This is a genomic window from Prescottella equi (assembly GCF_002094305.1).
GTDB classification, from domain to species: domain Bacteria; phylum Actinomycetota; class Actinomycetes; order Mycobacteriales; family Mycobacteriaceae; genus Prescottella; species Prescottella equi.
Genome location: NZ_LWTX01000010.1, coordinates 96,935 through 115,215 on the forward strand (window position 1 = coordinate 96,935; position 18,281 = coordinate 115,215).

Genomic DNA, 18,281 nt, shown 5'->3' on the forward strand with positions numbered 1-18,281 from the left:
CGGAAACGTGTGATGCAACGCATACCGGAAGTCGAGGTGCCGCCTTGCATCACCAGCCGCCCGTCCATCGTTCGATCGACCCGGCCGCCGCAGTCGTGCCCGAGGTCCGGCCCCGCCTCCGCTGGCGCGACGTGCCGGTCGACGGGCGCACCGTGCCGTACGGGATCGCGGGGTCGGGTACTCCGGTGCTGTTCCTGCACGGATTCGGGCTGGCGCCGCGCACCTACGCCGCTGCCGTGGAGCGGTTGGCCGCCGTCGGCGTGCGCGTGTACGCACCCGCGCTGCCCGGCTTCGGTGGCACCGGCGCCCTGCCGCACCGCGAGCACGGTTTCGCGGGTTACGGCCACTGGGTCGCCCGCTTCCTCGACGCGGTCGGCATCGACGAACCCGTCCCGGTGGTCGGTCATTCGTTCGGCGGCGGCGTGGCGCTGGCGTCCGCCCACGCGCGCGTCGACCGGGTGTCGCAACTCGTGCTCGTCAACTCCGTCGGCGGCGGCGCGTGGTCCCCGAGCGGCACCGTCCGCGAGATCCGGCACCGGCCGCTGTGGCGGTGGGGTGCGTCCGCGCTCGCCGACGCGGTCCTCACGGGAACCCCGGGATCGGCGATCGCGTCCATCGCGGGCGCCAGCCTGCGCAACGCGGTACGGGATCCGGCCGCGCTGTGGCGGATCGGGGAACTGGCCCGGTCCGCGGATCTGCGTGCCGAAGCCGAGGAGGTCGTCGACCGCGGCGTACCGGCCACACTGGTGTGGAGCAGTGGTGACACCTTCATTCCTCGCGCAAGTTTCGAGTCGTTGCGAACTGCGCTTCGAGAGCCGCAGGTGCACCGGGTCGCCGGCTGCCACGGCTGGTTGATCGGGGACCCGGACGGCTTCGGCCGGGCGATGGGCAGCGTCCTGCTGTCGACGACGAGTGCCGCGGCCTGACGGCCTGTGCGACGCTGGGGCGATGACCGAGTCATCCGCGCAGGCGTCCGGAAGTGTCCGTCCCACCCGACTCGAACGCATCGCCACTGCCGGTGGCGCCGAGGTCGCCGTGCTCACCCTGGACAACGGGCCACTGAATCTCTTCGACCAAGCGATGTTCGACGCCGTCGTCGCCGACATCGCAGACCTCACGGCGCAACCGCCGCGGGCAGTGCTGCTGCGGGCGGAGGGGAAGGTGGTCTCCGGGGGTGTCGACGTCCACGTGTTCGACGGGTTGACGCCGGAGCAGGGAAGCGAGCTGTGGGAGTCGTTGTTCGCGCGCATCTGCCATCCGATCGAGGCGCTGCCGTGCCCTGTGGTGTTCGCGGCGCACGGGCTCACGCTCACCGCGGCATTCGAGATCGCGCTCGCGTGCGACATCGTCGTCGCCGGACCGAAGGCCCGGTTCGGGCTGGTGGAGACGGTTGTCGCCCTCACTCCGTCGATGGGTGGCCCGCAGCGGCTGGCCGAACGGGCCGGCTCCGGCCGGGCCCGGGAACTGGTGATGACCGCCGACCTGTACGACGCGCCCACTCTGCGTGAGTGGGGTGTCGTGAACTACGTGCACGAGGACGTCGACGCGCAATCGCGAGCACTCGTCGAGCGACTCGCGAACGGCCCGACCCGTGCCCACGCCGCGACCAAGAAGATCGTCGCCGCCTGGAGGGCGGGCGGTGTGACGCACGCGGATTCGGTCACTCCGGAGGTGTCGGGCGAACTGTTCGACACCGACGACCTGCGCCGGGCGGTCCGTAGTTTCCTCGACGTAGGACCCGGGCACGCGACCTACACCGGCCGGTGAGGCCGGCCGGTGCCGCGTGGTTCGCTCGCCACTTCTGTGACGCGGGTCATATAGTCGGGGCCAAACCGACTCGGTGGAGGTGGCAATGGCGTCGCTGCTCGAGTATCCGGCCGTCGCGGACCCGTCGCTCGGCGGCCGCATGGTGCGCCGTGCCGACGGCCTGCTTCACTACACCGGGCTGACGCCGTGCCTCACCGAACTGCTGGACATCTCCGCGCACCGGTACGGCGGGCGCGAGGCCGTCGTCGAGGCGGGCGGCGGACCGCGGCTCACCTACGCGCAGTTGTGGACGTCGGCGTCCCGAGTCGCCGGCGGTCTGCTCGAGCAGGGAGTCGGCATCGGTGACCGGGTCGGGGTCCGGATGCCGAACGGCGTGCGATGGGTGCAGGCCTTCCTGGGAGTGCTGCTCGCCGGCGGTGTGCCGGTGCCGGTGCACCCGGGACACGGGACCCGGCAGCTCCGGCACGTTCTCGCGGACAGCGGCTGTCTGCTGGTGCTCGACGGTGAACTCCCCAGCGGCACACCCTTCATCGACGACGGCGCGTCGCCCCCCGACACGGCGCTGCTGTTCTACACCGGCGGGACGACCGGAGCCCCCAAGGGCGTCGAACTGAGCCACGAGAACGTTCTGTCCACCGTCGAGGCGGTGATCGGTTCGTGGGCCGGCGGGGCGGACGGGGTCCGGCACGCGGTGGCGTTGCCGCTCAGTTCGGCGGCCGCGTGTGTCGCGCAGTTGCTGCCGACCCTGGTGGCTGGCGGCACCGTCGTTCTCGCTCCCGAGTTCGACGCCGACAGCGTGCTGTACGCGATCGAAAGCGAAGGCATCGAACGTCTTTCGGCTCCCGCTCCGTTGTGTCGGGAGGTGGCACGCGTCTCCTCGGCCCGTTTCGGGCGGCTACGGGTCCTGGCCCACGACGACGAGTTGCTGTCCGGGGCCACCCTGCGTCTGTTGCGCGAGCGTTTTCCCGCCGCGGACGTCGTCTCGGGCTGGGGGATGACCGAGACCGGCGGTGCCGGGCTCGTGGTCCAGATGAGTTCGGGTGCCGATCGCCCCCAATCGCCGCACGGGGGAATGGAGTTCGCGGTCGCCGGCTCGGAGGACGGGATCGGCGAGTTGTGGTGCCGGGGGCCGAGCGTGATGCGAGGGTACTGGGGCGACCCCGCAGCCACAGCGCGCACGATCGCCGGGGGATGGCTGCACACCGGCGACGTCGTACGGATGGGCCGGGGTGGCGAGGTCCGGCTCGTCGGTCGGGCGGCGGATGCAGTCGAGATCCCGCGTGGGGTGGTCTACAGCCGTGAGATGGAGGCTGTCCTGCTGGACTTCCCGGGAATCGAGGAGGCCGTCGTGGTCGGAGTGTCGACGCCACGGGGACCCGACCTCGCGGTCGCGGTGGTGCCGGCGCCGGGCGTCGCGCTCGACCTCGACGCGGTCCGGGAGTACCTCGACGGCCCCCTCGGGCACCGTCTGCCGCCTCGGCTGTGTGCGCGTGTGCGGCACCTGCCGCGAGGATCGACCGGACGGGTCGATCGGCCGTCGGTGCGCGCGTGGTTGGAGAATTCGTGTTCCACGACGAAGGGAAACGCAGATGTCGGATGAGGTTCTCCTCGAGCGCCGGGGGCGGGTGCTGGTCATCACGATCAATCGCCCGCAGGCCCGCAACGCGATCAACGGTGCGGTCAGCCGGGGCCTGGCGGCGGCGGTCGACGAGCTGGACGAGGACGACGGTCTGTCGCTCGCGATCCTCACGGGAGCGGGCGGAAACTTCTGCGCCGGTATGGATCTCAAGGCGTTCGTAGCCGGTGAGAACATCGTGGCTCCGGGCCGGGGGCTCGGCTTCACGGAGTCGCCGCCGCGCAAGCCGATCATCTCGGCGGTCGAGGGCTACGCGCTCGCGGGCGGTACCGAGTTGGTGCTCGCCACCGACCTGGTGGTGGCCTCGCGTGAGGCCCGTTTCGGTATCCCCGAGGTCAAGCGCGGGTTGGCCGCCGGTGCGGGAGGGCTCCTGCGTCTGCCTCAGAGGATTCCGTATCAGAAGGCGATGGAGTACGCGCTCACCGGCGACCCGTTCACCGCCGAGGAGGCCGCCGCATACGGTTTCGTCAACACGCTGACCGAACCCGGCGGTGCACTCGCCGGCGCCCTCGCGTTGGCGGACCGGATCACCGCCAACGGGCCACTCGCCGTCGCGAAGACGAAGGAGGTACTCGTCCGATCCGGCGAGTGGGCCGCCGACGAGGCGTTCGCCCGGCAGCTCGAGGTGATCGGGCCGGTCTTCGGTTCCGAGGACGCGCGCGAGGGTGCCACCGCCTTCGCGGAGAAGCGCGCACCCGTGTGGAAGGGGCGTTGACGATCGTGGGCGTGACACCTTTCGCGGAGCTGCACATGCACATCGAGGGTGCGCTGGGGCCGGAGCTGATCTTCGCGCTGGCCGAGCGCAACCGCATGCATCTTCCCTACAGCGGGCTGGCCGACCTCGAGTCGCGCTACGAGTTCACCGACCTGCAGTCTTTCCTCGATCTGTACTACGCCAACATGGCGGTGCTGCGGACCGCGGAGGATTTCGCCGACCTCACCCGCGACTACCTGCGCCGCGCCGCGGCGGCCGGGGTGCGGCACGCCGAGATCTTCTTCGACCCACAGGCGCACGTCAGTCGCGGTGTCCCCCTCCAGGAGGTGCTCGACGGCCTGCTCGATGCGCTCGACTCGAGCGAGCGCGAATTCGGAGTGAGCAGCGGTCTGCTCGCGGCCTTCCTCCGAGACCAGCCGGTGCACGACGCCGAGGAGACGCTCGGGGAACTGCTGCGCCTGCGAGCGCCGCTACTCGGTGTGGGCCTCGATTCGGCGGAGGTCGGCTATCCGCCGACGCTGTTCGAGGACGTGTTCGCACGGGCGCGGGCCGAGGGCCTGCACGTGGTGGCGCATGCGGGGGAGGAGGGGCCACCCGAGTACATCTGGCAGGCGCTCGATCTGCTCGGCGCCGAGCGGATCGATCACGGCGTGCGCTGTCTCGAGGACCCGGCCCTGGTGGCGCGTCTGGTGGACGAGGAGATTCCGTTGACGGTGTGCCCGCTGTCCAACGTGCGCCTGCGCGTGGTGGATACGATCGACGACCATCCGCTGCGGACGATGCTCCGGGCCGGTCTGCGCGTCACCGTCAACTCCGACGACCCGGCGTACTTCGGCGGGGACGTCGGCGAGAACTTCGCTCAACTTCGGCGCGGAATCGGCCTCACGGACGACGAGGTCGAGAAGTTGGCGCGGAACTCGATCGAGGCATCGTTCGCGAGTGATGCGAGAAAGGCGGAGCTGCTCGCCGTCTGACCGAGCGGCGCCGACGCCTGTCGGTGTCTCCGCAGACGAATGGGCCCGGCCACCTCGAGGTGGCCGGGCCCATTCCGTGATCGTGGCCGTCAGCGTCGACCGGTGACCAGCTTGACGAGGAACAGCAGAATGATCGCGCCGAACAGGCACGTGAAGAAGCTGAAGATCAAGCCGCCGCCCTCGACGTCGAGGAACGCGCTGAGAATGAAGCCACCGATGAGACCACCGACGATGCCGACGACGACGTTGAGGATGATTCCCATCTGTTCGTCGGTCTTCATGACCTTGCTGCCGATCCAGCCGGCGAGACCGCCGATGATGATCCAACCGATGATTCCGAGAGAGAGCATGGCGGTCCTTTCGAGATGAGGGCGGTCCGGGCCGGTCCGGGTACCCCCGACCGGCACCCGGACCAGGATTCGTCCGGCGCGTGTCTACTGCTCGGCGCGCTGGCGCGCTTCCTGCGCGGAGGCTTCGGCTCGGGCCTTCTCGGCCTCGGCTTCCTTCTGAGCGACCTCGCGCTGCGCTTCTGCCTTGTCCTGCTGGGCCTCGCCCTCGCGGCGCAGCGAGTCCTGTCCGGTCACGGCGCCGGCAACTTCCTTCACCTTGCCCTTGATGCCTTCGACGACGCCTTCGACGGCTTCAGCGGGCCCACTCTTGCGCTGTTCGGTCATCGCGGTTCCTTTCCCCTCGGGGAGTTGACGGTCGGGTGGATCGTTTCGGTCGGGTGGATCAGCGGGCCGCAGCGGCCGCCTTCTTCTCGGTGGGTTCGCCCTCGTTCGCGAGTTGCCCGCCGGAGTTCTCGAGGTGGGCGCGGACGAACCACTGGAACTTCTCCAGTTCCGCCGTCTGACCGATCAGCATGTCCTCGGTGATGGGATCGATCTCGCCGACCTTGCCGATCGCCTTCCGGTTGTCCTCGATCAGTCCGGTGTAGACCAGGTCGAGCGCCGCGAGGTGGGCCTGCGCGCTGTCGCGGCCGACCGAGTAGTCGTCCCACGACCGGTCCTTCTCGATGGCGCCCGGCGTGCCCTTGGGGGATGCGCCGAGAGCGGCGATGCGCTCGGCCGCCGCGTCCGCGTACCCGCGGACCAGTTCCACCTGCGGGTCGATCATCTCGTGCACGCCGATGAAGTTGGGTCCGACGACGTTCCAATGGATGTGCTTGAGGGTCAGATGCAGATCGTTGTAGGCGCTGAGCCGGTTCTGCAGAGTCTGGGCGACTTCGGAGCCCTGTTCGGCGGTCAGTCCCGGAACCGTGAAGTTCGTCATCGTCTGTCCTTTCGTCCTCTCCAGGTATTCCCCTTCGCCGCGGGGTTCATGCATCCGATTCGCCGGATGCAACCCTTATTCGGAGAAGTGATGTTGTCGTCTCCAACCGTACTACAAAATCTATGTCGCGCACGGCAGATAAGTTGCCGCAGGTCGAGCGGGGTGTTCGGCCTGCTGGTCGAGCGTGCATCCCGGTGTCAAGATCGACCGATGACGAATGTCGACCAGGTGGCCGACGAGCTGTACGCGCTCGATCCCTCCGGCTTCGTCGCGGCCCGGACCACTCGGGTCGCGGAGGCGAAAGCGTCGAAGGACCGAGAGGCCGCCACCGCGATCGCGCGCCTGAAGAAGCCGACGGTGGTGGGGTGGGCTGTCAACCTCCTGGCGCGTGAACTGCCGGACGAGGTCGACGCCGTCCTCGCGCTGGGCGACGCACTCCAGAGGGCGCAGCGCCGACTCGATGCCGAGACCCTGCGCGGGCTCACCGAGCAGCGGCAGCGGTTGGTGCGTTCGCTCACGACGCGGGCGCAGAAGCTCGTGCGCGAGCACGGCCGAGCGCTGAACGAATCTGCGCTGCGGGAGGTTTCGCAAACCCTGCACGCGGCGATGGCCGACCGCGAACTCGCCGACACCGTACGTCGAGGTCGATTGCTGGGCGCAGCCACCTACAGCGGCTTCGGCCCGTCCGGGCTCGAGGCCGTCGAGGACCGGCCCGAGTCGCATCCCGGCAACCGCGAGGGCGAGAGCGAGGGCGAGGGCGGGCGTGAGGCCGAGCGCGCGGCGGAGCGCGAGCGCGCGCAGCTCGCGGCGGCCGCGGCCCGGGCCGAAGCGGAGGCCGCACAGGAGGCGCTGTCGGCGGCCGAGGACGAGTTGGCGCGCATCCGGTCCGACGTGGCCGACGGGGAACGACGTCTGCAGAGCGTGCGACGTGAACTCGCGCAGCTCGAGGAGCGTGCGGAGTTCCTGACGCGAGCGGAGGTCGCGGCCGTGGACGCGCTCGCCACCGCACACGATGCCGCCGAGCACGCGGACCGGCGCGTTGCCGACGCGGACGCTGCGGTCGCCGAACTGCGCTGAGCGCCGTCGCTAGGATCTCGTGTCGTGACCTCGGAGAATGTGACGACGACGCCCGATGTCGCGGGCGCCCAGCGCCGGGTGCTGGCGGTGCTGGTGACCGCGCAGATCCTCAGCGGTGCCGGGCTCGCTGCCGGGATCACCGTCGGTGCCCTGCTCGCCCAGGACATGCTGGGCGGTACCGGGCTCGCGGGCGTCCCCAGTGCGCTGTTCACGATCGGCTCCGCCGCGGCGGCGGTGGCCGTCGGTCGGCTCTCGCAACGCCTCGGTCGCCGGGCCGGCCTGGCCGCGGGATACGGCGTCGGCGCCCTCGGCAGCGTGGGCGTGGTGGCCGCGGCTGCGGTCGACAACGTCGTGTTGCTGCTGATCGCGCTGTTCGTCTACGGGGCGGGGACGGCGACGAATCTGCAGGCGCGTTATGCAGGAGCCGATCTGGCCGAGCCCGCGCATCGTGGCCGGGCGGTGAGCACCGTGCCCGTCGCGACGACCCTCGGCGCCGTCGTGGGCCCGAATCTGGTGACGGTGATGGGCCGTGTCGCCGACGGCCTCGGAATCCCCGCGCTCGCAGGACCGTTCATCCTGGCCGCCGTCGCGTACGCGGCGGCCGCGGCGGTGTTGTGGTCGATGCTGCGACCGGATCCCTTGTTGCTCGCCCGCGACATCGACGCCGCGGCGGGCGAATTCGTCTCGAGCGCCGCGGGCAGTGCGGACGAGGAGGCGGCGGCCCGGACCTGGAACCCGTCGGTGACCCTCGGAGCGACGGTCATGGTCCTCACCCAACTCGTGATGGTTGCGGTCATGACGATGACCCCGATCCACATGCTCCACCACGGTCACGGCACGGGCGCCGCAGGGCTGGTCATCGCGATCCACGTCGCGGCGATGTACCTGCCGTCGCCGCTGTCGGGACGACTCGCGGACCGGTTCGGCCCGCGTCCGGTCGCGGGCGCAGCCGCGCTGACCATGCTGGCCGCCGGTGTCACTGCCGCGGCGGCGCCGGCGGAGTCGGTCCCCGCGCTCGCCGTCGCACTCGCCCTTCTCGGCCTGGGCTGGAACTTCGGACTCGTCAGCGGAACCGCGATCATCACCGACTCCGTGCCGATCGCCACCCGCGCCCGCACCCAGGGGACCGTGGACCTCACGATCGCGATCGCCGGCGCCGGCGGCGGATTGACGTCGGGCATGGTCGTCGGAGCCGCGAGCTACGGCTGGCTGGCAATCCTCGGTGGGCTGGTCTCCCTGCTGATCGTCCCGGCGCTCGCGGTGCACGCGCGTCGGTCTTGAGGAACGCCGAAGGCGGCCGACCCTTTGCAGGGGCGGCCGCCTTCACTGTTCGCGTCGCGCGTCAGATGCGCTCGTAGATGGTGGCGTTCGCGGTGCCGCCACCCTCACACATCGTCTGCAGGCCGTAGCGGCCGCCGGTGCGCTGCAGGTGATGCACCAGCGTCGCGGCGAGACGTGCACCCGAACCGCCCAGCGGGTGGCCGAGGGCGATCGCGCCACCCAGCGGGTTCATCTTGTCCATCGACGCGCCGGTCTCGAGCTGCCACGCCATGGGCACCGAGGCGAACGCCTCGTTGACCTCGAAGGCGTCGATGTCGTCGATCGACAGTCCCGACTTCTTCAACGCCAGCGCGGTCGCCGGGATCGGCCCGGTCAGCATCTTGACCGGGTCGTCGCCGGCGACGACGGCGGTGTGGATGCGCGCGAGCGGCGTCAGGCCCAGGGCCTTGGCCTTCTCCGAGGTCATCACCAGCACCGCGGCGGCGCCGTCGGAGATCTGCGACGCGCTGCCGGCGGTGATGACGCCACCCTCGAGGAACGGCGACTTCAGCTGCCCGAGCTTCTCGGTCGTGGAACCGCGGCGGATGCCCTCGTCGGCGGAGAACACGGTGCCGTCGGCCAGCGTGAAGGGCGCGATCTCGGCGTCGAAGGCGCCGGCGTCCTGCGCGGCGGCGGCGCGCTCGTGCGAGGCCACCGAGTACTCGTCGAGCTGCGCGCGGGAGATGTTCCACTGCTGCGCGATCAGCTCGGAGCCGACGCCCTGGTTGAAGCGGCCGTTGAAGCCGGGCGCCTCGAGCTGCGCGGCGTAGCGCTCACGGGCCGGGCCGGCGGAATCGCCGGTACCCGGGACGTTCGAGGAGCCGAGCGGAACCGAGGTCATCATCTCGACACCGCCGGCGACGATGACGTCGGCCTGCCCGGAGATGACCGACGCGGCGGCCATCGAGATGGTCTGCTGCGACGAGCCGCACTGGCGGTCGACGGTCAGGCCGGGAACGGACTCGGGCCAGCCGGCGCCGAGGACGGCCATGCGGCCGATGTTGCCCGTCTGCATGCCGACGCTGTTGACGTTGCCCCAGTACACGTCGTCGACGATCGCGGGATCGATCCCGGTGCGCTGAGCGATCGAGCGGAGCACGTGGGCGGACAGCTCCACCGCGTGCACATCCGCAAGTGAACCCTTGCGCTTGCCGATGGGGGTACGTACTGCCTCGACGATTACTGCGTCACGCATGTCGCCTCACTCTCTCCGAAGGTAAGTGGATCGAGTGTAATCAGTTCAAGAAATATGCTGATGACCGGCCGTCGGTAACGCCGTTCTTCACACTGCGACGCCGGCCCGGACGATTCGGCCGACCAGCGCGAGCACGTCCCGGTCACGCCCGGCGGGACCGATCACCGAGAGCCCCACCGGTAGGCCCCCTTCGGACCGCACCGGAACGGTTGCCACCGGCAGTCCGGCGACGGTCGCCACCGTGATCAGCAGTCCCGTGGTGCGCAGCGTGGCGGCGAGGTGGACGCTTCCGGGGTCGTCGGAGGACGACGGCGCCGCCGATCCCGTGGTCGGCAGCAGCAGCACCCGGGAGCCGAGGAAGTCGCGGACGGTCTGCGCGGCCCGGCGTACGTCGGCCAGGCTGCGGTCGTACGTGGACGCCGAAACCTTGGATGCAGCAAGGAAGTTCACCCGCGCCTCGTCCGTGACCGAACCGGTCGCGGTGGACACCCAGCCGCCGTACTGCTGCCACGCCTCGTATCCCTGTACGGCGACGACCGCGTCGTACCAGTCGGGCAGCGCGGCGATGTCGAGGTCCTCCTCGGTGAGCGGCGGCAGACCGGACCGCTTCCACTGCGCCAGCGCGGCACGCACCGCGGGCTGGACGTCGGCGTCGGCGACGGCGAGCAGTCCCGGCCAGGTGACGGCCGCGTCGAATTCGATCTCGGGTGCGGAGGGGAGGAGGGCATCGCCGACGGTGGCGAGTGTCGGCGCGTCGGCGCACACCCAGCCGACGTTGTCGAAGGTTCGCGAGAGCGGCATCGCCCCGGCTGTCGAGACCGCACCGTGCGTGGGGCCGAACCCGTACAGCCCCTGGTAGGCGGCGGGGATCCGGATCGACCCGGTGGTGTCCGGACCCAGGCCGACGGTCGCCGTGCGGCGGGCCACCGCGGTCGACGCCCCGGACGTAGCGCCGCCGGGGACGCGTCCCGAGGCGGCCGCGTTCGGAGGCGTCCCGTACGACGTGTTGATTCCCGAGTGCCCGAACCCGAAGCCGACGGTCTGCGCGATACCGGCGACCGTCGCGCCTCCCGCGAGCAGACGAGCCACGCTGTCGGCCGTAGCGGTCTCCGTCGCCGCCTGACCGAGCCAGGCCGGGTTGCCGGCGCCGATGCGCTGTCCCTCGATCGCGAAGAGGTCGGTGACGGCGACGCGTAGGCCGCTCGTGGGGCCGGAACCGGTTGCGGGAACGAGTGGATCGCCCATGACCCGCCAGATCGACTTGTCTTCGGGGACGACGTTCCCGCCCGGCAGCGGCGGAACACCGGGATCCTCGGGTCCGTCGCCGCAGCCCGCCGCCAGGGTGGCCCCGCCCGCGATCACGGCCACCGCGCTCGCGCGGAGGAACGCGCGGCGATCGAGTCGTGGTCGCTCCGGTCCGGTCGGCACATCGCTCAGACTAGCCATGCGCCGACCGGTAATTCGGTCGATCGAGGCCGTGTCAGGCCAGAACCTGTCGGAGGTAGGCGTTGTCGAACGTGCGCGCGGGGTCGTGCTTGTCGCGCACCGTGCAGAAGTCGTCGAAGCGTGCGTACGTCGGACGCAGATCGTCGGCGGTGCGCCCGTGCATCTTGCCCCAGTGCGGGCGACCGTCGACAGCACGCGCGATCGCCTCGACCGCGTCGAAGTACTCGCGGTGATCGCGCCGGTGGTACTGGTGCACCGCGATGTACGCGCTGTCACGACCGTTCGCGGTCGACAGCCACACGTCGTCGCCGGGCGCGAAGCGCACCTCGACGGGGAACGCGATGTTGCAGCCGGACCGATCGAGCCAGGTCGAGATCTCCCGCAACGTGTCCTTGACGGTCTCGACCGGCACCGCGTACTCCATCTCGCGGAATCGCACCCGGCGCGGCGACGCGAACACGTGGTAGCTGCGGTCGACGAACTGCCGCGCCGACAGCGCGCGCGCCGAGATCTGGTTGATCTGCGGAATCGCCGCCGGGAAAGCCGTGGTGATCCGGTTGATGCCCTCGAAGAGCGTGTTCGACATCAACTCGTCGTCGAGGAAGCCACGGATCCGGCTCACCGGTTCCAACGGTGTGTCGCCCGGGAGTCGGGTGTTGCGTTTCGTCAGTACGCGATTGGTGTGCGGGAACCAGTAGAACTCGAAGTGGTCGACGGTCGCGAGATCGTGTTCGAGTCCGTCGAGTGTTTCGTCGAGCCGGGCCGGGCCCTCGACCGCGCGCAGCGCGTAGGCCGAGGTGACCGCCAGGTCGAGCTTGGTGATGATGCCGAACGCGCCGAGCCCGATCCGGGCGGCCTGGTAGAGCTCGGGATTCTCCGTCTCCGAGCAGTCCGCGACGGTGCCGTCGGCGAGCACGATCTGCAGTCCGCGGATCAGTGTCGCCAGGCCGCCGAAGCGGGCGCCGGTTCCGTGGGTGCCGGTCCCGAGAGCGCCGGCGATCGACTGCACGTCGATGTCGCCGAGGTTGATCATCGCCAGCCCGCGCTCCCACAACTGCTCGTTGAGGCTGCGCAGACGTGTCCCGGCCAGCACCGTGGCGACCGGGCCTTCCGGCGTCTGCCGGACCGACTCGATGCCACAGATGTTGTCGAGGCTGACGAGGACGCCGTCGGTGACGGCCACCCCGGTGAACGAATGGCCCGCCCCCACGGCTTTGACGCGTAATCCCTGCTCGGTCGCCTGCGCGACCAGCGTGCTCAGTTCGGCTACCGATCGAGGAGTCTCGAATCGGTGAGGTGTCGACGAGTGGGTCCCCGCCCAGTTGCGCCACGTGTCCTGTGCCATTCCCGCAACTATTCACCTGGACGAGCGTCCAGGCAAATGAGACACGAAATTTCGTCTCCGGGTTTTACGATCATGGGATGTTGAATCGGCTTCCAGCGGAAGAGCGCCGCGCCCAGCTCGTCGAAGCGGCGTTGAACATTGCCGAACGGGGTGGCATTGCGGCAGTGACGATCCGTGCCGTGGCCGAGGAGGCGGGGGTCTCGCTCGGGGTGGTGCACTACTGCTTCGAGAGCAAGGAGGCGCTGGTCGCGGCCATGGCCGAGAGTCTGGTGCTGCAGCTCAGCGGGGGCATGCGCGAGGCGTTCGCGTCGGTGTGGGACACGCAGGAGCTCAGCGGACTCCGCGACCTGCGCGAGGTGCTGCACACCGGCCTGACCGGCATGTGGCCCCTGATCGAGGCCACGGCCGATCGTCAGTTGCTCACCTACGAGATCACCGCCTACGCGCTGCGCCATCGTGCGGCCGGCGCGCCGCTCGCCGGGAGCGTCGCCGACGAGCAGTACCGGGTCATGGACATCGAGGCCACCGTGTTCCTCGAGGAGAGCGCGCGGCGGACGGGTTGCACGTGGACCGAGCCGGTGGAGGCGATCGCGCGTTTCGCGCTCGCCGTCATCGACGGAATCGTCCTGCGCTGGCTGGTCGATCGCGACAGCGCCGCGATCCTCACCGAACTCGACGACCTGGTTCGCATCGTCGGCAGCAAGGCCGTCGAGGCGGGTACGGACCTGGACAATCGTTCAGGAGAGTGATCGACTGATCCGGACGCCTGCCTCCCGTGTGTTCGACGGGACCGACGAACGGAACTGATGTGACTGCGACGATCGACCGTCTCAACGCCGCGACCGCGAGCCTCGATCCGCCCTTGGCGGCCCTCGATCTCGCGACGTTGCGTACGAACGCGGAAGACCTGGTGCGGCGCGCGGAGGGTACGCCGGTACGGGTCGCGAGCAAGTCGGTGCGGTGCCGAGCCGTCCTCGAGATCGCGCTCGGCTCCGGCCTGACCGCGTCGGGCGGCTTCCGGGGCATCATGGCGTACTCGCTGCGGGAGGCCGTATGGCTGGCGCGGCAGGGCGCGGAAGACGTGCTGATGGGCTACCCGACGGTGGATCGGGGCGCGCTCGCCGAACTCGGTTCCGACAGCGCACTGCTCGGACGCATCACGCTCATGGTCGACGACGTCGCGCAGCTGGACCTGATCCGCGACGCGGTCGGCTCCGCCGGTGTGCGGCCGAGGATCTGTCTCGACGTCGACGCCTCGCTGCGGCTCGGACCGGCGCACCTCGGGGTGCGGCGGTCGCCGCTGCGTGAGCCGGGCCAGGTGGCCCGGCTCGCCCGGACCGCGGCCGATCGGGGATTCGCCGTCGTCGGTGTCATGTTCTACGAGGCACAGATCGCCGGTCTACCCGACACCAGCTTCGCGGTGCGGATGGTGAAGAAGGCGTCCGCGGCCGAACTGTCCACGCGGCGAACGGCTGTCGTCGACGCCGTCACCGCAGAGGTCGGGCGGCTCGAGATCGTCAACAGCGGTGGGACCGGCTCGATCGAGGTGAGTTCGGCCGATTCGGTCGTCACCGAGGTCACCGCGGGCTCCGGCCTGTACGTGCCCACCCTGTTCGACCGCTACCACTCGTTCAGGCCGCGACCGGCCATGTTCTTCGCGCTGCCCGCGGTCCGGAAGCCGACCCCGAAGATCACCACGCTGTTCGGCGGCGGCTACATCGCGTCGGGTCCCGCGGGGAAGACGCGCGTACCGGCGCCGGTGTGGCCGACCGGATTGACGTTGCTGCGCAACGAGGGCGCCGGCGAGGTGCAGACCCCGGTGACGGGCGCCGCCGCAGCCGAACTCGCCGTTGGGGACCGGGTGTGGTTCCGGCACGCGAAGGCCGGCGAGCTGTGCGAGCGCTTCACCCAGGTTCACCTCGTGGACGAGGACGGGCGCGCCACGGCGACCCCGACCTACCGCGGCGAAGGAATGTGCTTCGGCTGACCCGGTGACTCGCGGTCGCGGTCCCCGGCCGGTTCGGGCGCCAATCGCAGGAAGGCGCCCAGTTCGGCGAGGGCGGTGGGGGTGGGCGGCAGGTAGTGCGTGAACGTGCGCGAGCGCACGACGATCGCGCACCACTTGGCGCGCGACACCGCGACGTTCAGCCGATTGCGGGACAACAGGAACGACATCCCGCGAGGAGCGTCGGTGGCCGTCGACGCCGTCATCGACACGAGGACGACCGCCGCCTGACGTCCCTGGAACTTGTCGACGGTTCCGACGAGGACATCGGGCAGTCCTGCGGCCGCGAGATCCTGCCGGAGCCGTGCAACCTGCGCGTTGAAGGGAGCGACGACGAGGACGTCGGCCTGGCCGAGCGGCCGGGTGCCGGCGAAGTCGCTCGGATCGGTCCAGGCTCGGCCGAGAAGTTCCCGGATCCGGGCGGCGATCGCCGCGGATTCCTCGGGGGATTCGGTCGATCTGCCGTCGTGCTCGACGGTCTCGACGTGCACTCCGGGGCCGAGGCCCGCGAGGCGTCGCGCGGTCGTCACCGTCTCCTCCGAGTGGAGTCGGCCCTCGTACGACAGCTGGGAGACCCGCTCGCACAGCGCGGGATGCATGCGCCACGTCCGTTCGAGGAAGTAGCCACGGTCGCGGGGCAGCGAATCGCGGCCCGCGGCGAGCCAACCCAGTGCGGACTCGTCGACCGGCTCCGGATGGGTGCCCTGGCTGACCTGCGGAAGTTGCTGCGGGTCCCCGAGAAGGAGCAGATTGCGGGCGGCCGCGCTCACCGCGATCGTGTTCGCGAGCGAGAACTGTCCGGCCTCGTCGATCACCAGCAGATCGAGGCTGCCGACCGGCACGCGGCCGGAATGCGCGAAGTCCCAAGCCGTCCCGCCGATCACGCAACCGGCGGTGGCGTCCGCGAGGAAGCGGGGGTACTCGGTGGTGGGGAGGGCGGTCCACCGGCGGCCCGGCGCGGCGTCGGCCTTCTTCGCGACCATAGAGCCGTCGAGCCCCGCGTCGACCACGGCATCCAGCATGTTCTCCACCACCGAGTGAGACTGGGCGACCACGCCGATCCGCCATCCGTGTTCGGCGACGAGAGACGCGACGACCCGCCCCCCGGTGTACGTCTTGCCGGTACCCGGCGGCCCCTGCACCGCGAGGTACGAGTCGTCGAGATCGACGAGCGCGGTGGCGATGGCGGTCGCCGGGTCGCACCCCGAGATCGCCGGCAGTCCGGATCCGCTGCGCAGCCGCGGAGGAACCCGGCGCAGGACGTCCGTTGCCGCGTTCGCGGGCGACACGGGCAGGGCCGACGCCATGGCCCCCGCGAACTCCTCGACGGCGCGGTCGATCCGGGCCGTCGCGACCGGGTGCCCCGGGGCGAGCGCCATCGGTGTGGCGTCGTATTCGACGTCGCCGGTGAGGGTCTCCTCCACGACGACGACGTCGTCGAAGTCCGCGTTCGTGTCCACAGACGACACGACGGCCGTCGACCACGCGCGCCCGCCAGGGTGTTCCGAGGTCTTGGCTCCCGGCACCGGCCGCTCGTACAGCGGGAACATTTCGGCGCCCGGTCGTATCGTGCTGCCGGTGCCGAAGGTACCGGTGAGCCGGACGTGTCGGCGCAGCTTCCGTTGTCGGGGCGTGCTCTTGTGCCAGCCCTGCACCACTTCCGCGTGGTCGACGACAAGCACGTCCCGGGTGTCGGGCCAGTCGTCCACCGGTTCGGTGAGTCGCGCGAAATGCGCCCACCAGAACGGTTTTCGCTCGCGCCGGTGATACCCGACTGCGGCGGCCGCGAGCGCCGCAGCCTGTTGCTCGCCGGTCCGGGCCGAGGCCGGTCCCTCACCGGCGAAACGGCGCAGGACGCGTTCGGCGGCGCTGTCCTCTTCGGGCTCGGACGCGGGAGGCGTGATTTCGCGTGAGTGGGGCGAGATGCCGTGGTCGGCGGCACGGGCCAGCAGCCAATTGCGCAGTTCCCGGGTGGAGACGCAGTCGTCCTCGTTGTAGTCGCGGATCTCACGGAGCACGTCGGCGGCGTCGTCCGGCCGACCGAGATCACGCAGATCGCAGTAGCGCGCGTACGCGACGACGGAGTCGGCCGCGGTCGTCACGTCGTTGTCGCGCAGGTCCTCTCCCAGGTACAGCGGCTCGAGCTTCTTGATGCTGTACGACCGTTCGCCGATCCGAAGCGACGCGCGGACGATCGGATAGAGGTCCACGAGGATCCCGGCGCGCAGCAACTCGTCGACCTCCTCCTCGCCGACGCCGTGACGCCCGGCCAGGCGCAGCAGCGCCGACTTCTCGTATGCCGCGTAGTGGTAGACGTGCATTCCGGGATGCGCGATGCGTCGCGCCCGGATGTATTCGAGGAAGGCGGACAGCGCATTTCGCTCCTCGGCTCGATCGTGCGCCCAGAACGGACGGAACAGCGGCGCGCCGCCCGCCGTGGGCTCCTCCAGGACACCGAAGAGGTACTCCAGGCCCCACTCGGCCTCACCGGGCTCCGCCCACAGTGGATCGCCCTCGAAGTCGAAGTAGATGTCGCCCGGATCGGGTGGCGGCAGCGCGGCGAGCGCGGCGGCATCGAAGATCTCGTACTCGGCGGTGCCCGACGTCTCCTGGCGAAGTTGGAGGGCGGCCTGGGACCGCAGGGTGTCCAGCGTCGCCGCGGACAGGCCCGGGACGGGTGCGTTCCGGGTAGCCAGCGCGTCGATCGTGGTCACGCCACCTGACACGAGCTTGTCCCGCGTGGCCACGCGCATGCCCGCCACAAGCAGGGGATCTCGACGGCTCTCGATCTCGCGGGCACACGTCTCGCACCGGCCGCACGCCGAGAACCGGTCGTCACCCCACGCGGCAGGGGCGTCGTCGGCACGGTGCTCGTCGAGGACTCGTTGCAGCGCCGCCCGACGTGCCCGGTACACCGGGACGAGATCGGCCAGCGCGTGCACCGAGTCCGAGCCGTCACCGAGCAGCAGATGCACTTCTCTCGCGGGACGGACACCGGCGGCGTCGAGCGCGTCGGCATACGCCGCCAACTGGAGCAGCGCGGAAACCTCGACGCGGCGCGACAGTTTCGCGTCGTACACCGTGTACGTGCCGTCGTCCCCGTGCTCGTCCGCCCGGACCAGGAAATCGCAGAACCCGAGGAACCGTCCGTCGAAGAACGTGCCCTGATGGATCACCGGTGCCCCCGCGACGGCCGCGGCGATCGTGTCGCGGTGGGCGTCGTACAACCCGGTGGCCGTGAACTCGGGCCGGACGATGGTCTCGATCCGCCCGTGGCGGGCCGCGAACTCGTCGAACACCCGGCGTTCGTGTGCCGCGCCGAGTCGCGACGCGCGCTCGAGCACGGGATCGGCTACCGGACCCGGTGACCCGGTGGCGAACCCGAGCAGCCCGTCGAGTCGGCGCAGCAGTGCGAACTCGCACGCGGCCGCCGCAGTCAGGTCCCCGGTGCTGTACACGATTGCGTCGCCCTGCAGGAACATCGCGCTCCCTCCCCGGTCGGTTCGGGCGATTGTGTCACCGCTGCACC

At 70.4% G+C, this 18,281-nt stretch carries 16 protein-coding genes; 9 read left to right on the forward strand and 7 right to left on the reverse strand.

Annotation, left to right across the window (positions count from 1 at the left end):
* The first annotated feature begins 44 nt into the window (after positions 1 to 44).
* The 5 genes from A6I89_RS20895 (at position 45) to A6I89_RS20915 (ending at position 5,092) form a co-directional block, all read left to right on the forward strand.
* Positions 45 to 926 carry an alpha/beta fold hydrolase gene (locus tag A6I89_RS20895; RefSeq protein WP_022594904.1) on the forward strand — a complete coding sequence of 294 codons (882 nt, stop codon included), beginning with the start codon at positions 45 to 47 and terminating at the stop codon, positions 924 to 926.
* 22 nt (positions 927 to 948) lie between these two features.
* Complete coding sequence (locus A6I89_RS20900; protein WP_022594906.1) at positions 949 to 1,767, forward strand: enoyl-CoA hydratase/isomerase family protein; 819 nt, start codon at positions 949 to 951, stop codon at positions 1,765 to 1,767.
* An 85-nt stretch (positions 1,768 to 1,852) separates the two neighbouring features.
* Positions 1,853 to 3,367, forward strand: coding sequence for a class I adenylate-forming enzyme family protein (locus A6I89_RS20905; RefSeq protein WP_022594908.1), 1,515 nt, complete (start codon positions 1,853 to 1,855; stop codon positions 3,365 to 3,367).
* Positions 3,357 to 4,118, forward strand: a complete 762-nt coding sequence (locus A6I89_RS20910; protein WP_005514407.1) for a crotonase/enoyl-CoA hydratase family protein — start codon at positions 3,357 to 3,359, stop codon at positions 4,116 to 4,118. The genes A6I89_RS20905 and A6I89_RS20910 overlap by 11 nt, the downstream gene beginning before the upstream one ends.
* A 5-nt stretch (positions 4,119 to 4,123) precedes the next feature.
* Entirely contained in the window at positions 4,124 to 5,092 is a 969-nt protein-coding gene (locus A6I89_RS20915; RefSeq protein ID WP_255221274.1) for an adenosine deaminase, read from the forward strand.
* 89 nt (positions 5,093 to 5,181) lie between these two features.
* Here the strand turns inward: A6I89_RS20915 and A6I89_RS20920 are convergent, their stop codons facing one another.
* From A6I89_RS20920 to A6I89_RS20930, 3 genes are all read right to left on the reverse strand, one after another.
* A complete protein-coding gene (locus tag A6I89_RS20920) occupies positions 5,182 to 5,442 on the reverse strand; it encodes a GlsB/YeaQ/YmgE family stress response membrane protein (RefSeq protein WP_005514402.1) in 261 nt (86 codons plus the stop codon).
* An 84-nt stretch (positions 5,443 to 5,526) separates the two neighbouring features.
* Positions 5,527 to 5,766 carry a microaggregate-binding protein 1 gene (gene mbp1, locus A6I89_RS20925; protein WP_005514401.1) on the reverse strand — a complete coding sequence of 80 codons (240 nt, stop codon included), beginning with the start codon at positions 5,764 to 5,766 and terminating at the stop codon, positions 5,527 to 5,529.
* Positions 5,767 to 5,824: 58 nt separating this feature from the next.
* Positions 5,825 to 6,364: a Dps family protein gene (locus A6I89_RS20930; RefSeq protein WP_013415427.1), complete on the reverse strand. Its 540-nt coding sequence runs from the start codon at positions 6,362 to 6,364 to the stop codon at positions 5,825 to 5,827.
* Between the two features lie 210 nt (positions 6,365 to 6,574).
* Between A6I89_RS20930 and A6I89_RS20935 the strand changes: the two genes are divergently transcribed.
* Both A6I89_RS20935 and A6I89_RS20940 read left to right on the forward strand, forming a co-directional pair.
* Positions 6,575 to 7,441 carry a hypothetical protein gene (locus tag A6I89_RS20935; protein WP_022594912.1) on the forward strand — a complete coding sequence of 289 codons (867 nt, stop codon included), beginning with the start codon at positions 6,575 to 6,577 and terminating at the stop codon, positions 7,439 to 7,441.
* Between the two features lie 24 nt (positions 7,442 to 7,465).
* Entirely contained in the window at positions 7,466 to 8,722 is a 1,257-nt protein-coding gene (locus A6I89_RS20940; protein WP_022594914.1) for an MFS transporter, read from the forward strand.
* A 61-nt stretch (positions 8,723 to 8,783) separates the two neighbouring features.
* On the opposite strand, the gene A6I89_RS20945 is transcribed toward A6I89_RS20940, so the two are convergent.
* The 3 genes from A6I89_RS20945 to A6I89_RS20955 all read right to left on the reverse strand — a co-directional run bounded on the left by A6I89_RS20945 (position 8,784) and on the right by A6I89_RS20955 (position 12,747).
* Positions 8,784 to 9,956 (reverse strand): thiolase family protein, encoded by a 1,173-nt coding sequence (locus A6I89_RS20945; RefSeq protein WP_013415430.1) that lies wholly within the window; start codon positions 9,954 to 9,956, stop codon positions 8,784 to 8,786.
* Positions 9,957 to 10,043: 87 nt separating this feature from the next.
* A complete protein-coding gene (locus A6I89_RS20950) occupies positions 10,044 to 11,402 on the reverse strand; it encodes an amidase family protein (protein WP_231814860.1) in 1,359 nt (452 codons plus the stop codon).
* Between the two features lie 34 nt (positions 11,403 to 11,436).
* A complete protein-coding gene (locus tag A6I89_RS20955) occupies positions 11,437 to 12,747 on the reverse strand; it encodes a D-arabinono-1,4-lactone oxidase (RefSeq protein ID WP_005514391.1) in 1,311 nt (436 codons plus the stop codon).
* Positions 12,748 to 12,824: 77 nt separating this feature from the next.
* On the opposite strand from A6I89_RS20955, the gene A6I89_RS20960 reads away from it, so the two are divergent.
* Together A6I89_RS20960 and A6I89_RS20965 are read left to right on the forward strand one after the other, a co-directional pair.
* A complete protein-coding gene (locus A6I89_RS20960; RefSeq protein WP_005514390.1) occupies positions 12,825 to 13,496 on the forward strand; it encodes a TetR/AcrR family transcriptional regulator in 672 nt (223 codons plus the stop codon).
* A 59-nt stretch (positions 13,497 to 13,555) separates the two neighbouring features.
* On the forward strand, positions 13,556 to 14,734 hold the full coding sequence (locus A6I89_RS20965) for an amino acid deaminase/aldolase (protein ID WP_005514389.1): 1,179 nt from the start codon (positions 13,556 to 13,558) through the stop codon (positions 14,732 to 14,734).
* Here A6I89_RS20965 and A6I89_RS20970 read toward each other — a convergent pair.
* Complete coding sequence (locus A6I89_RS20970) at positions 14,704 to 18,234, reverse strand: TM0106 family RecB-like putative nuclease (RefSeq protein WP_022594918.1); 3,531 nt, start codon at positions 18,232 to 18,234, stop codon at positions 14,704 to 14,706. The two genes, A6I89_RS20965 and A6I89_RS20970, sit on opposite strands and share 31 nt — an antisense overlap.
* Positions 18,235 to 18,281: the final 47 nt, after the last annotated feature.